13 protein-coding genes are annotated in these 14,199 nt (G+C 29.3%); all 13 read right to left on the bottom strand.

The window, feature by feature from the left end:
- Positions 1-19: 19 nt before the first annotated feature.
- Positions 20-913: an NAD-dependent epimerase/dehydratase family protein gene (locus AC1DY0_RS08070; RefSeq protein ID WP_477188117.1), complete on the bottom strand. Its 894-nt coding sequence runs from the start codon at positions 911-913 to the stop codon at positions 20-22.
- A gap of 2 nt (positions 914-915) precedes the next feature.
- Positions 916-2,043 carry a glycosyltransferase family 4 protein gene (locus AC1DY0_RS08075; RefSeq protein ID WP_477188118.1) on the bottom strand — a complete coding sequence of 376 codons (1,128 nt, stop codon included), beginning with the start codon at positions 2,041-2,043 and terminating at the stop codon, positions 916-918.
- 64 nt (positions 2,044-2,107) lie between these two features.
- Positions 2,108-3,271 carry a glycoside hydrolase family protein gene (locus AC1DY0_RS08080; protein WP_477188119.1) on the bottom strand — a complete coding sequence of 388 codons (1,164 nt, stop codon included), beginning with the start codon at positions 3,269-3,271 and terminating at the stop codon, positions 2,108-2,110.
- The gene (locus tag AC1DY0_RS08085) at positions 3,268-4,650 is read right to left on the bottom strand and encodes a phenylacetate--CoA ligase family protein (RefSeq protein WP_477188120.1); all 1,383 of its coding nucleotides are present in this window, start codon (positions 4,648-4,650) and stop codon (positions 3,268-3,270) included. The genes AC1DY0_RS08080 and AC1DY0_RS08085 overlap by 4 nt, the downstream gene beginning before the upstream one ends.
- Complete coding sequence (locus AC1DY0_RS08090; RefSeq protein WP_477188121.1) at positions 4,647-5,459, bottom strand: glycosyltransferase family 2 protein; 813 nt, start codon at positions 5,457-5,459, stop codon at positions 4,647-4,649. Before AC1DY0_RS08090 ends, AC1DY0_RS08085 begins: the two co-directional genes overlap by 4 nt.
- Before the next feature lie 10 nt (positions 5,460-5,469).
- A complete protein-coding gene (locus AC1DY0_RS08095) occupies positions 5,470-6,561 on the bottom strand; it encodes an EpsG family protein (RefSeq protein WP_477188122.1) in 1,092 nt (363 codons plus the stop codon).
- A 3-nt stretch (positions 6,562-6,564) separates the two neighbouring features.
- Positions 6,565-7,539 carry a glycosyltransferase gene (locus AC1DY0_RS08100; RefSeq protein ID WP_477188123.1) on the bottom strand — a complete coding sequence of 325 codons (975 nt, stop codon included), beginning with the start codon at positions 7,537-7,539 and terminating at the stop codon, positions 6,565-6,567.
- Position 7,540: 1 nt separating this feature from the next.
- Positions 7,541-8,674, bottom strand: a complete 1,134-nt coding sequence (locus AC1DY0_RS08105) for a polysaccharide pyruvyl transferase family protein (protein WP_477188124.1) — start codon at positions 8,672-8,674, stop codon at positions 7,541-7,543.
- An 8-nt stretch (positions 8,675-8,682) separates the two neighbouring features.
- Positions 8,683-10,197: a lipopolysaccharide biosynthesis protein gene (locus tag AC1DY0_RS08110; protein ID WP_477188125.1), complete on the bottom strand. Its 1,515-nt coding sequence runs from the start codon at positions 10,195-10,197 to the stop codon at positions 8,683-8,685.
- Between the two features lie 37 nt (positions 10,198-10,234).
- Positions 10,235-11,512: a nucleotide sugar dehydrogenase gene (locus AC1DY0_RS08115; RefSeq protein ID WP_477188126.1), complete on the bottom strand. Its 1,278-nt coding sequence runs from the start codon at positions 11,510-11,512 to the stop codon at positions 10,235-10,237.
- Positions 11,513-11,566: 54 nt separating this feature from the next.
- Positions 11,567-12,532 (bottom strand): SDR family oxidoreductase, encoded by a 966-nt coding sequence (locus AC1DY0_RS08120; protein ID WP_477188127.1) that lies wholly within the window; start codon positions 12,530-12,532, stop codon positions 11,567-11,569.
- 22 nt (positions 12,533-12,554) lie between these two features.
- Complete coding sequence (locus tag AC1DY0_RS08125; protein WP_477188128.1) at positions 12,555-12,983, bottom strand: adenylyltransferase/cytidyltransferase family protein; 429 nt, start codon at positions 12,981-12,983, stop codon at positions 12,555-12,557.
- Positions 12,984-13,068: 85 nt separating this feature from the next.
- Positions 13,069-14,130, bottom strand: a complete 1,062-nt coding sequence (locus AC1DY0_RS08130) for a Wzz/FepE/Etk N-terminal domain-containing protein (RefSeq protein WP_477188129.1) — start codon at positions 14,128-14,130, stop codon at positions 13,069-13,071.
- Positions 14,131-14,199 lie beyond the last annotated feature (69 nt).

Here is a 14,199-nt window from a genome sequence, read left to right on the forward strand (position 1 = left end):
TCAACTTAATATTATATTTTTATAATTTAAACGACTCAAATGTTCTCATTAGACCATCACTAGCAGTAACAGGCAACTGTTTACCTAAAGCATTAACGATCTTTTCATTACTTACAACATAATTCTCTGTTAGTTTTTGCAGACGCTCCGAATTAAGTGGTAGATAAATTTTATCCCCTATGGAAGCAATGAATCTAATAAATGATGCATTGATTTTCCAAATTTTTGTTCTCTTTCCTAAACTTTTCCCCAACAACAGCATTAGCTGATTAGTTGATAAAGCCTCATCGTCAGCCACTTGATAAACTCCCGAAGATATAGAAGTATTTTCTAGTAATTCTTTTATCACAAAACAAAGATTTTCGATACTCAAAAAAGAACGTCGGTTCTCAAAGCTGCCCAATGGCCAAGGCAAACCTTTTGAAACCAATTGGTATAGTAAGTTGAGATTCCCTTTATTACCGGGACCATGAATCATACAGGGTCTGATAATAAAAACTCTTTTGCCGTTTGGAACTTTTTTCTGTAAAATATATTCTTCTGCTTTTAATTTTGATTGTCCATATGGAGTCTTAGGAGAAGCGGGCATATCTTCATATAAAACATCCAAAACATTATCTGCTGCAGCTTTTACACTGCTAAAATATATAAAATCTCTAATGTCACTTACTAAAAAAGCATCGAATAGTTCTTTAGTTAGATCTGTATTTACTTTAAAATATTCTGAAGCCTCACTTGTATTTTTAGTATCATGAGCTTTTCCTGCCAAATGAATAATTGCATCTCCTCTAAAATTATCTTTCCAATCTGAATTTCTTAGTGAAATAGAATTTATTTCAAAAGAAAAGTTTGATAAATGATGAGATAGATTTTGTCCTACAAAACCTGAAGCTCCGGTTAAACAAATATTCATAATTAACTAAAATACAAATCATTATACAACTCCAAATGCTTAGCAATTACATTATTTACATCAAATTCTTTTTCTGCTTTTATTCTTGAATTTTGCCCCATCTTTTTTATAAGATCATGATCCAAAATTAATCTTTCCAATGCAAGTGCCAGTTCATTTATTGAATATACTGGAACTTTAAAACCATTAATTCCTTCATCTACACATTCTCGACATCCTATAGCATCCGTTGTTACAATTGCTCTACCGATTGCGCAGGCTTCTATTAAAGTTTTGGGCATTCCTTCTCTGTAAGATGGCAAAACTACAATATGTGAATTATTATAAACTTCAACCATGTTTTTTTGATATCCAATCCAAATAACATATTTGCCATTCTGCCATTCATTTAAATAAGACGCACATACCCCTGCTTTATTTTCTTCGTCTGCAAGACCCGATAAAATAAATTGCACTTTGTCTTTATAATTCTCTTTAAGAATATCAGAAGCCTCTTTTAATTCTTTTACTCCTTTATCCCATAACATTCTTATAGGCAATAGAATTTTTATTCGCTCAAAAGAAGGCATTTCTGAATGTGCGAATTTTTCAAGATCTGTTCCTGATCCTTTTATTCTAATAATTAAATTATCTGGACTAATAACACCTAACCTTCTAAGTTCAGCTTCATCATCTTTATTTTGAAAAATAATACTTAATTTTTTTGTGTTAAATCCATACTTCATCAATTTCAGCATTATTTTTTGAACTGAACTTTGTCTGTCTCCTGTAAAGTTATATCCAAGACCACTAATCGCATTTACAACACCTTTAATATTTAATAATTTAGCGATAACTGATCCGTATATAACTGGCTTTAAAGTAATGTGATGTACAACATCTGGCGAAATTTGCCTATAAAGTGTTCTGAATGCTAATAAGGTTTTTAGTTCGTTTGCAGGATTTGTTCCTGATCGCGAAAATCTGAAGTCAATAAAAGTTATTCCATCAACTTCAATTTCTTTTCCTCTCCCTGAATCCTCCGCTGCTACAAAAACCCTCCAGCCCTGCTTTGCAGCTTCTTGAGCTATACATAGCCTGTGGGAAATAAAAAACCAATCTACATTGGCAACCATTAGAAGTGTTTTCATGCAAATTTAAATTTGAAAACTATTTTTAATTTTTTAACTAGTTTATTAATTACCTTTTTAATTTTTAAAATAATTTAAGATTACTTTTATCCTTTATGTTCTTTTGTAAAAGTGGACTGTCTTTCAATAAAATAACATTATTGTTCTTGTCGATAATGCTAATATTTGTCATTTCAATTTTTTGAGAAAATCCATTTGTTTTACTTCTTATAATACCATAATCGTTATTAATCCATTTTGCCTTATTAATTTTCAACAAACCTTCCAGAGGTTTTGTTTCCGAGGAATATTTTTCTTTAAATCCAGCAACATTAAATGCAATTATAGAACTATAATCTACATGATTTTCAATGTAGATATTTGATTTTTTGTTTATCTTCCCTAAAAAATTAGTATAAACAATTAAAATACCATCATTATTATTAAATGTAAAAGGGTTAATTATACTAATATCCGTCAATTCGTATAAATTATTATCTGGCTCTAAACATATGGCAGTTTGAGGCAACGTTCCCATAGAATTTAAAATTGTGGGATTCACAAGTTTTAAGCCTTTAACTCCTATAATAGATATGCCATTACGCCTATTATAATCAAGATAAGCATTATAAATTTCAACATTCTCAGTATTGAGCAGCTTAACTGAATCCTTAGTTCCCTTTTTTGATTTACTAACTACTATGCCATCACCCCAGCAATTTTTTACATTTGGATTATAAATTACTATATTTCTAGACCCTCTAATATCAATTCCAAACCCCCATTCACCGGTTGTTCCTAAATGGCCCAACCTATCACCCTCTATAATAGGATTATAAACTTTAACATTTTCAATTCCATGTAACCCTATAACTTGATACCTTTCTTTATCTGTGGGCTTTAGAATTAATTTTGATTCTTTTTGAAAAATTACAGTTGAATTCGATTTTAGATAAATACCTGTAACCAGAACAGGAAAATTTGGAAAAACAACAACATTATTACTATTAATAGCATTCTGAATATAAGATGTGTAGTCAACAGAACCATCTTTTACATATTCTTGAGGCAATTCTTTAACAATTTCAAAAGCTTTATTCCTGATTTCAACCGGAACGTCGTAACATTGGTACGCTCTGCTTTTATATTCTACTGGTAATTTTTTGTATACCAAATTATTTTTAGTTTGCCCACATGAGTTTGTCGAAATAACAAAGAACAATAATATGAGCTGTATTACGATTTTCATTTGATTAAATGTTTTATATTATTTTTCACAATTCTGTATTTTCCACTTTTTTCAACAGGAATTTCTTCTACCCTTTGAAGATTTATAATCATTTTGTCACCAACACGATCTCTCCAATTCTGTAAAAATTTTGATTCAATTATAGAATCATAAAGGTTATCATCAATTACAATACTAATTAACAGCATGTCAAGCTCATCTTGAATTACTTGAAATCTTATGATACCTTTTGTATCTTTTAAGGTATTCGAAACATTACCTAAATTTATTTTGCCGTTTTCTGGAGAATAAACATAATCATCTATTCTTCCTGAAATTTCTTTTACTAAAGGATTATTATTCCCACAATTACATCTTACATTTTTATCTTCCAAAACAACTGAATCACCAATATCATAACGAACAAGTGGTGTTGCTTCCGTGGTAAATGACGTAATAATAAGTCTTCCTGATTCAGCCTCATTACCTTTATCATCCAGAACTTCAAAAACACCGCTTTGCAATTCTAAATGCAAATTGCCTTTTTCGCATTCTATAATAAAAGGAGCTCCTTCAGATGATGCATACTGATTATACATTTTAGTTTTAAAAAAAGATTCAATTATTTCCCTAAGATCAGCTGTAATCGTTTCTGCTGTAGGAAAAATAGCCTTAATCGTATCCTTAGGAAAATCGTAATTATGCTTAATTCCATATTTTGCGATTTCCAAAATCGATGAGGGAAAACCAACCATATACTCAGGTTGAAAATCAATTAAGTTCTCAACATAATATTTTAAATAATCGTCTTTTATATGAAAAGTTGAATAATACCTTACCTTATGGTATAAATCTGTTTTCCAAAATCTGTTTTTTTGGACATCAGTATTGGTTAATAAATTTTTTCCAGAAAACCAAGCAGTTTTTTTTCCTAACTCATAACCAAATCTTAATCGAAAATCATCTAACATCGCAAATCTCTCCTGCATATTAGTCCGACTAAACTTAACTTCTAATGATTTGCCTGTTGTCCCTCCTGTTTTCGAAACTTCCAATTTTTCATTTGTCTTAATAATAACATTATTAATATTTTCCCTGAGTATTTCTTTTGAAACAATTGGCAAACTCTTTATATTATTAATCTCGTCAACTTGACTAATGTTTTCGTACAATTTTTTATAAAACTCAGATTGAAGAATTATATTATTAATAAAAATTGAATATCGTTTTGCTTGTATTTCTTTAAGCTCATTAAACGTTAATTTTCTGTTTTTAGCAAAATGATTCCTAAACATTTTATAACTACCCCCATACCTAACTCTATATGCTTTAAAATTAAACAAGGTTATTAAAAATTGCTGAAAAAAATGTGGCGCATTTTTATAGATTTTTTCTTTCATATTAAATTAAATTTATATTTTTTTAATAATAACCAAGCATACTTAGGATTTTTATCTTTAATTAAATAACTAAAAAATTTTCTTATGATTATTTTTTTATAAAATTGTCTTTCATAATAAGAGATGCTTGAAATAAAATCTAAATAATAGACTATTGATTTTGAAGGATGAAAAACCTTACTTGAACTATTATTATTAGCATCCTGCAAATAATTTGAAGTTGCAACATCACTATAAGCAATATTATATTTTTTAGCCAATCGAATCCATAAATCAATATCTTCACCTCTTGATAAAACAGCATTAAACTGTCCAACTTCATAAAAAGCTGTTTTTCTAATTGCAACTGATGAAGTATGAATTACAGGTTTATTAAGTATTTTTTGAAAATAATTTTCAATAATGCCTGTCGTTAAATCAATTCGATTAACTTTCTTTTTACTGTCAGAATACTTTGCAAAAAAGTTAGTTACAAAAACATCAGCAACATCGTTATATTTATCTATTAAACTTAAAATATTTTCTAAATGATTATTCTCCCATTCATCATCCGCATCTAAGAATGCTATATAATCAAATTTAGCTTCTTCAACCCCTTTGTTTCTTGCTGATGAAACCCCTCCATTATCTTTAGAAATTACTTTCACCCGAAAATCTTCGATTTGTTTAACTTTATACACCCCTTCATCTGTAGAACCATCATCAACTACAATAATTTCGAAACTTTGAAATGTTTGATTTAAAACATTTTTAATAGTATCAACTATGTATTTTTCTTTATTGTACAAAGGAATTATTACTGAAATCATTTGAATTATTTTAAGAAGGAAAGAAAACTTTAACTGATTTAATCAAAAAAATTAATAAAAAGAAAACAGAAAGTTTTAAAAATTTAAAGCGCATTTTAAACTCTTTATCATATACAAAGGGGTATAATAATAAAATAGGAGTCAAAAATTCAGATAAATAAGCAAACCTTATTGCAAACTCTAATTTTATAGCTAATACATATAGCGAACTTAATATTAAATAGATATTTAATATTCTTACAAAAAAAGGATCTCTAAATTTTCTAATTTGATAAAAATATATGCTGGTATAAACTGGTATTGCTTTAAAAAAAAGGAAGTTCACCCAAAGTGTTAGAGTACTTACCTCTTCAGTTTGAACAGCATAATTCTCTGCTCTTGAATCTCCAAACGTGCTAAAAGCCTTTAATAACACATTGATAAATGGAACATTTAAAATACTTATCACCATTACTAATAACCATACTGCAATAAGAAATCTGGTATTCTTAAAATTCTTAGTAATGAAGAAAACTAAAAAAGGAACCGCCATTGAAGCATGAAATAGAATAGACAAAAAAAGTATTCCATAATATCTAATCTTTTTTTCTGGATTCAAATAATATAACGACAATCCAAATAAAAAAATTGAAGCTGCCAAACCATTTCTCATTACATTAATTCCAAATTGAAAAAAATTAGGAGAAATCAAAAAGATCGTCAACGCATAAACACCATATTTTCTAAAAATGTTATAAAATGCAATAGTAGCAACTCCTATATATAAAGAAGCACAAAAAGTTAGAAGTCCATTAAAACTAGAAAATCTTGAAAAAAAATAGGACAATAAGTCATAGAAAACATCCTTTCTTACTTCAAAATTAGTTTTACTGGCAAAAATATTATACGCATATAAATAAGCTGAAGTATCAACCCCAATATCTTCTGATCTTCCTCCAACATATAGAATCGTAAAAACAATAATCAGAATAGATAAAAGATAAAGAAAAAAATAATTTTTATTTCCCTCTTTTAAGTAAGTAAAAAAAGTAAAAAAATTTACTAAAAGTAAAAAAACTAGTAGAAACCGATAATAATAACCAATATAGGCTAATTCTTCCATGTTTTATATGAATTTTGACATACAAAACAAAAATTCTTTGATATTCAAAAATTTAGAAATAATTTTGAATTTAAAAGCAGAATGAGTTACTACAACAGGATATAAAGATTTACTTTTCATCAAATMTATAATTCCTTGAATTTCTTCAATTGAATAATTTTCTTTTATTAATCGCAAACAAACTGAAACAAGTAACTGTTCCTTTTTTCTAGCAACTCCATTATAAAGTAAACTATCTTTTTCTTTGTCTAGATTTAACAATCTTTTATTTAAACTTTCAACTACTGTGATAATATCTCGCAAAAGCTTTAATCGATGTTCGATTGATTTATTGTTCACGGTCGAGTTTTCTCTTTGCAAGTAAATATAAAACTTATAATTAAAGTACTGTACCCTGTTTGAATAAGATAAGGCCTGCACAATAAATTCCTCATCTTCGTGGAAAATGCCTTCTATAAGAGACAGGTTATGCTCAAAAAATATTGTTCTCTTGAAAAAATAGCGCCACATTGTTCCCGAAATCACAAATTCATTCATAAACGCTGCACCGCTCATTACCTGTCCTTCTTTGTAATTATCTCTTTTTGATGGTAAAACAAACCCTTCTTCAGAAATAGTTTCATAAAAAAAGCTAATCATATCTAAATTATTGATGTATGCCTTTTCTAAAACAAGAGATAAACAATCAGCCTTTATGGCATCATCAGAATCCAAACAAAATATATAATCTCCTTTTGCTTTTTTAAAACCTAAATTACGAGCTGAACTTTGTCCGCCGTTTTCTTTGTTAATCAATTTTATAGTAGAGAACTCTAACATTAATTTCTCAACTATTTCCTGACTTCGATCAGTAGAACCGTCATTGATAACAATAATTTCGTAGTCTTCTTGCCCAAGATTTTGACTAGTGACACTTCTGATACATTTTTCAATATATTTTTCAGTATTATAAAGTGCAATTATTATACTTAGTTTCAAATCAATCGTATTTAATTAACATATCCAATTTCTTAAAATGCTTTTCAGCATTAATCTTAACTTCATCAACGTTTACAGATTCCTGGCAAAGTTCACTAAATAATTTATTGTAATCAACTTCTTTTATTTTGTCAATTTCAACACATATTCCTTTATAATTTATATCTGTCAAAACATTTAACATTTTTTTACTGTAAATAACTGGTATTATATTTTGCTTCAAAATTAAACTTATAATCATCGCATGGAATCTTCCACAGAACATAGTTTCAACACTAGAATACTCTTTTAAGAAAAAATCAATATTTCCATCATAAAAGACTTTTTTAATACTATTTTCTTTTGGTTGCAATAAATGTTCGATTTCATTTATAATATTTTCGTCTCCTTCATGTTTACAAAAAGAAAACAATTTTATACTATAATCATCTTGAATAAACTTATTTATTAGATTTGCATAATCTTTAGCATAATCTACAATAGGATTTTTATCCGTTTGCTTTGACGGAGGAATAATAGAAAATCCAATTGATTTTTTGATTTTTTCTTCAGTTGAAAACTTTAGTCCAAAAACAATATCTGGCGCGAATCTCACTGAATCGATATTTTTAAACTCCTTATACGAATTTTCTTCTCTAAAACAAACGTCATAAGCTTTAGAAAAAATTTTTTCATATTTTTCTTTATAAGAAGAATCCGAATACGGTCCAAAATTACATCCTAGATATAGTTTCGGTTTCTCTAAAAAAAATGAATTAATACAATTGTAATATTCAATATCATAATAAGCCGGCAACAATTTCGGTTGCATAAATATTGATCCCCCAATTGAAACAAATAAATCTACTTCAGACTTTACAGACTTAATCTCCCTTAAGGCTATATTCCTAAGATGTTTTTTATATAAACTCTTAGACATCTTCCTCAAAACAAAACCTTTTGCTTTATCCAATAAATTACTTTCATTAGGTACTACAACATCTAAATTAGAATATTTTTTGAAAATAACATCTTTATAATGTTTCGACGCACTAACACAAAACAAAGTTTCTGGATACCGATCTAGAAGCATTTTTATAAATAAATCATCTCCTAGATTCTGTTTTAAATATGCTTTGATGAAAACTTTTTGCATCTTAATAATTATTTACTCTTTATTTTATTATTAATAAACTCCCTCTCTGTTTTTTCTAATCCTACAATATAAATGGCCACTATCATAATAAAATAAGTACTTGAGGTCATGATAAATTTTGAAATAAAAGCAGATTTTATAATTACAAAATGACCTAATATAATTTCGAAAAAAATGCATATTAACAGTACATAAATAATTTTAAAAATAACTTTATTTACAAAAATAATTATTGAAATCCCAATCATCCGATTAATTTCTAATAAACGTAAAAACAATGAAATTATTGAAATAATGATGCTTACGTAAATTGTTGTTTCAGGTGGAAAACCAAACTTTAATAATACATATGAAATAGGAAGGTTTAATAGTACTGTTGAACCTACAATTATTTGATATCTTTTAATATCTCCATTTGCTTGAGCTGCAATCATTAAAGGATTCGATATGCCATCTATAATAATATTAATTAGAATTAACTTAACAAAAATTGCGCTGTATTCTGGTACTTGACCTAACCACAGATGCAAAATATAATCGGTATTTAAGAAAATCGGCATACTAATGATAAGCAACAAAAAACAACTATATTTCGATGACATCAAAATAAGGCTAAACATGTATTTCTTATTATCCTCAGCATAGGATTTAATAATCTGAGGATTTATAGCCATTTGGGCGTTCAATATAAATGAATTAACAGCTCCTTGAACCTGAAAAGCAATTCCTCTAGCCGCATTTACAATTGGTCCAAAAAACACATTCAATAAGATATTTACTCCTTCATTATAAGCAACTGATGCAAAATTACCAATTAAACTCCATGAAGTATATCCTAAAATATTACCATAAAGTTCTTTATCATACAAAAAATTAAATTGACACTCATTAAATTTCTTACGACAATAATAATAATTTAAAAAAAGCATTATTAAAGCCACCAGAGCCAATAGAACTCCATAAGCAATAATTTTATCAACTGATATATATATCAAACCAATTACTGCAAACAATTTAAAGAATATTTCGAGTATACTTAATATTGCAAATACATTAAATTTTTCATTAGCAATTAAACTCGATCTGTATGGAACTTGGACTATGCCAATCAAAAAAGTTACAATTGTAAGTTGATACAATACATTTACGGCAACAGCTCTGTCAATAGGAAAATTTAATTTATTATTCACAAACCATAATCCTATTGTTTCCGAAAAAAACAAAATAATTAATGCGATAAAAAGATGAATAGATAAACTTGCACTAAAAGTTCTTTTTAATTTATCAAAATCTTTTCTGCCAAGCTCAAAAGAAAAAAATCTTTGAGATGCATTAGTCATAGCACTGTTAAAAAAACCAAACATAGACACTACCCCACCAATAATACTATAGATACCATAATCTTCAACTCCCATCACTTGGAGTACTACCCTTGAGGTATAAAGATTAACCACAAGTGCAAAAAGCATCCTAATGTATAAATAAGCAGAATTTTTAGCTATTCTTTTGTTATTTTCAATCACAAATTTAAACTTAGAATTTAATTATTTTATATAAATTTTATAGCCTCCCATCAACATTTTCAGCAGATAGTATTCCTTTAACATCATATAAAATTGCTTTATTATTCATTAATTGTTTAAAATCTATATCCAAAAATTCCTTATGTGCAACGCCTAAAACAATTGCATCAAATTTTTCATTTGGTAAATTATCTTTTGTTGTAAGTTTATATTCATGATAAACCTCATCAGGATTAGCACATGGGTCGTAAATAGTAATATGAATGCCGTAATCTTTTAATGCGCTTACTACATCAACAATTTTAGTATTTCTAACATCTGGGCAATTTTCTTTAAACGTAATTCCCAACATTAAAAGGTTTGCCCCATTTACGGCAACTCCCTTTTTAATCATGAGCTTTACTACTTGTGAAGCTACATATTCACCCATCGAGTCATTTAAACGACGTCCTGACAAAATAATTTCAGGATGATATCCAAATTCTTGTGCTTTTTGAGCTAAATAATAGGGATCCACACCTATACAATGCCCACCTACTAAACCTGGCTTAAAAGGTAAGAAATTCCACTTTGTACCTGCTGCTTCCAAAACGGCATGGGTATCAATATTCATTAAATTAAATATTTTTGCTAATTCGTTTACAAAAGCAATATTAATATCACGTTGTGAATTTTCAATCACTTTAGCTGCTTCAGCAACTTTAATAGTTGGTGCTAAATGCGTTCCGGCTGTAATGACACTTTTATATAAATTATCTACTTCTATTCCAATTTTGGGTGTTGAACCAGAGGTAACTTTAAGTATTTTTTCAACCGTATGTTCCTTATCACCTGGATTTATACGTTCAGGGGAATAGCCTGCATAAAAATCAATATTGAATTTTAATCCCGACACTTTTTCTAATACGGGCACACATTCCTCTTCAGTAACACCTGGATATACTGTTGACTCATAAATAACTATATCACCTTTTTTTAACACCTTCCCTACTGTTTCACTAGCTTTATACAAAGGTGTTAAATCCGGCCTGTTATTTTTATCAACCGGAGTAGGAACTGTTATGATGAAAATATTACATGAAGCCAATTTTTCTAGATCATTAGAACAGAACAACCCATTATTATTAGAAAAATCATCTAACAATACACTTTTCAATATTATTGATTCTACCTCAAGAGTAGCATCATAACCCGTATTTAATTCATCTATTCTTTTTTTATTAATATCAAATCCAAGAACAGGGTATTTAGTAGCAAATAATCTCGCCAAAGGAAGTCCAACATAACCTAAGCCAATAATAGCTATTTTTTTCATCTTTTATATATTATCCTTTTTACCTCTAAAGAAGTAATAAAGTCTGTTAAATAATTATTTTAAATTTTTAAAGTACCAAGCTACGGCCTCTTTTAAACCTTGTTGTATTGAAAATTGAGGATTATAATTTAATAATCTTTTTGCTTTATCAATACTAGCTAATGAATGAGGGATATCTCCCATCCTATTCGGTCCGTGAATTACTTTTACATCTTTTATTTTAGGGTCAAACTCTGTTAAATTCTCCTGCAATAAACCTACTAACTGGGTAAGTGTTGTGCGATCACCAAATGCAGTGTTGTAAACGGTGTTAACTGCTTCGGGATTTTGTGTAGTCATAGCAAGTTCATTCATTTGAATTACATTATCAATGTAAGTAAAATCTCTTGAATAATTCCCATCTCCGTTTATAACAGGACTATCATACATCATAAATTGCAGAACAAACTTCGGGATTACCGCAGCATAGGCTCCATTAGGATCCTGTTTCCTTCCAAAAACATTAAAATATCTTAAACCTATAGTTTCAAGACCATAAGTTTTACTGAATATTTCAGCATAAAGCTCATTAACATACTTTGTTATAGCATAAGGAGAAAGAGGCTTACCTATCACATCCTCAACTTTTGGAAGGCCTTGGGAATCACCATAAGTAGATGAACTGGCTGCATAAACAAATCGCTTTATCTTTGCATCTCTGGATGCTACAAGCATATTTAAAAATCCTGAAACATTTACATCATTAGTTGTAATAGGATCGTTGATAGATCTTGGCACAGAACCTAATGCCGCTTGATGCAAAACGTAATCAACTCCATCTACCGCTTTTTGGCAATCCGATAAATTACGAATATCACCTTCAATTAAAGTAAAGTTATAATTTTCCAAAAAGGATGATATATTATGTCTATGCCCAGTGGAAAAATTATCCAAGCAAACCACTTTATATCCCTTATTTAAAAAGTATTCTGATAAATTGGAACCAATAAATCCAGCTCCTCCTGTAATAAGTATTTTCATGTTCTACAAAATATTGTAATCTTTAAACTTTATTTTTATTCATCTCCTTCTGATGCACTTCTCTCCTCAAACCTGAACTTGAAAACCGATGATCTCGTGTATTAAAATACAATTCAATTCCTTTAGCCTCACAATATGTTCTCCCTGTAAAATCTTGTTCCCGATATTCATCACCCACAATTCTCACATCAATTTTAAAAGAACGCAATATGTCTTCTAAATCCTGCTCGGTTGCATAAGGTACAATCTCGTCAACAAACTTGCAACCCCTCAATTGAATATAACGTTCCACCACAGTTTGTGTGGGTTGATTTTTCTCGGGGCGGTCAAGGGTAGGGTCGGTTTGCAAACCTACAACTAAATAATCACAATGCCGTTTCGCTTCTTCTAGCATTTTCACATGTCCGGCATGAAAAAGATCAAAAGCACTGAAAGTAATTCCTATTTTCATTTTTATTTAATTATATCTCATCCGTTTTCTTCCACGGAAAACTTTAAGCAATATTAAACATTAAACAATTTAAATAATATCAATGCTAAAGCTCTCTCAAAAACCTCCTCACAACCAACCACAATACCATTAAAAAACCTGCTAAACAACCACCCAACATTATTCCTTTCGCTTTACCAAATAATTCTTTAGGCAATGGTAAAATAGGTCTGTCGATCACTTGTATCAATGGAGTTTCTTTTCGTAGGGTAACTTTAGCCAATTCGGTTTGTTTAACCAACTCTGTTAATATAGCAGTATTGGCTTGCACATCAACTTGTCTACGGGCAGATGGAGCACGGCGTATATTGAGCGCAGGATTCAGCATAAAAGTATTATCTGTAGCTACAGCAACACCTGTAATAGCACTATTCAGCTCCGCGCGTATAGAATCAGTTTGTCGATTCAATATCTGCATATTCAAACGAGCTTTCTTACTCTTGGTCTCCACATAAAACATTCCGACTTGTCTAGCTAAAGATTCACAAAAATAAATTGAAAACAATTCATCTGTCGAAGCGACATCAATTGAAATAATCGCAATATCTTTGTCTTTTTGATCTACAGATAAAGATTTTTTAGACAAATCTTTATAGATTTCACCCAAAATACTATCGTGTACTCTCGTGAAATACTTGCGTTTAGTGTTGGGCAAAAATTGTATACTCTTAAATTTAGGATCGTCATTCCAATCATCACGCCATTCATTATTTTGAATATACATTTCGGCCAAAGAAATTACTTTTCCATTTACTTTAACAGGTGTCATCAAAGTCTTTTCGACCATCGTTCGAGACTTAAACAACTCAGCCAAATTAGATCCCGCAAATATACTACCTCCTCCTCCTCCAAGGTCAATACCAAAAGAACTTGCCAATCCAAGGGCACCACCTAATCCTCCACCCGATTTTTCATCTTCTAAAGCAAATGTTAATGTTGCTTTATAAACTGGTTTTTTTATAAAAGAATAACTTAGCCCCAAAGCGGATCCCACAATCCCTGCCAAGAAGATTATTTTCCATTGCGTTAGCAAATAAGCCGACCATTCTTTAACTTTTTCCAGCAATTCTTTTAAAGAAATTTCATCATTAGATATTTGTTCATTCATTATATTCGTTGTAATTAATTTTATCACTTCTAGTGATTTTATAAAATTATATCAAGAAATTAGTTATCT

The organism is Flavobacterium sp. P1_E4 (assembly GCF_056405915.1).

What these genes read in the sequence shown, in the direction of transcription:
- AC1DY0_RS08115 (WP_477188126.1), bottom strand. Translation starts at nt 11,512, where the DNA reads ATGAAAAAAATAGCTATTATTGGCTTAGGTTATGTTGGACTTCCTTTG.
- AC1DY0_RS08090 (WP_477188121.1), bottom strand. Translation starts at nt 5,459, where the DNA reads ATGATTTCAGTAATAATTCCTTTGTACAATAAAGAAAAATACATAGTT.
- AC1DY0_RS08095 (WP_477188122.1), bottom strand. Translation starts at nt 6,561, where the DNA reads ATGGAAGAATTAGCCTATATTGGTTATTATTATCGGTTTCTACTAGTT.
- AC1DY0_RS08125 (WP_477188128.1), bottom strand. Translation starts at nt 12,983, where the DNA reads ATGAAAATAGGAATTACTTTCAGTGCTTTTGATCTTTTTCATGCCGGA.
- AC1DY0_RS08070 (WP_477188117.1), bottom strand. Translation starts at nt 913, where the DNA reads ATGAATATTTGTTTAACCGGAGCTTCAGGTTTTGTAGGACAAAATCTA.
- AC1DY0_RS08120 (WP_477188127.1), bottom strand. Translation starts at nt 12,532, where the DNA reads ATGAAAATACTTATTACAGGAGGAGCTGGATTTATTGGTTCCAATTTA.
- AC1DY0_RS08080 (WP_477188119.1), bottom strand. Translation starts at nt 3,271, where the DNA reads ATGAAAATCGTAATACAGCTCATATTATTGTTCTTTGTTATTTCGACA.
- AC1DY0_RS08105 (WP_477188124.1), bottom strand. Translation starts at nt 8,674, where the DNA reads ATGCAAAAAGTTTTCATCAAAGCATATTTAAAACAGAATCTAGGAGAT.
- AC1DY0_RS08075 (WP_477188118.1), bottom strand. Translation starts at nt 2,043, where the DNA reads ATGAAAACACTTCTAATGGTTGCCAATGTAGATTGGTTTTTTATTTCC.
- AC1DY0_RS08130 (WP_477188129.1), bottom strand. Translation starts at nt 14,130, where the DNA reads ATGAATGAACAAATATCTAATGATGAAATTTCTTTAAAAGAATTGCTG.
- AC1DY0_RS08085 (WP_477188120.1), bottom strand. Translation starts at nt 4,650, where the DNA reads ATGAAAGAAAAAATCTATAAAAATGCGCCACATTTTTTTCAGCAATTT.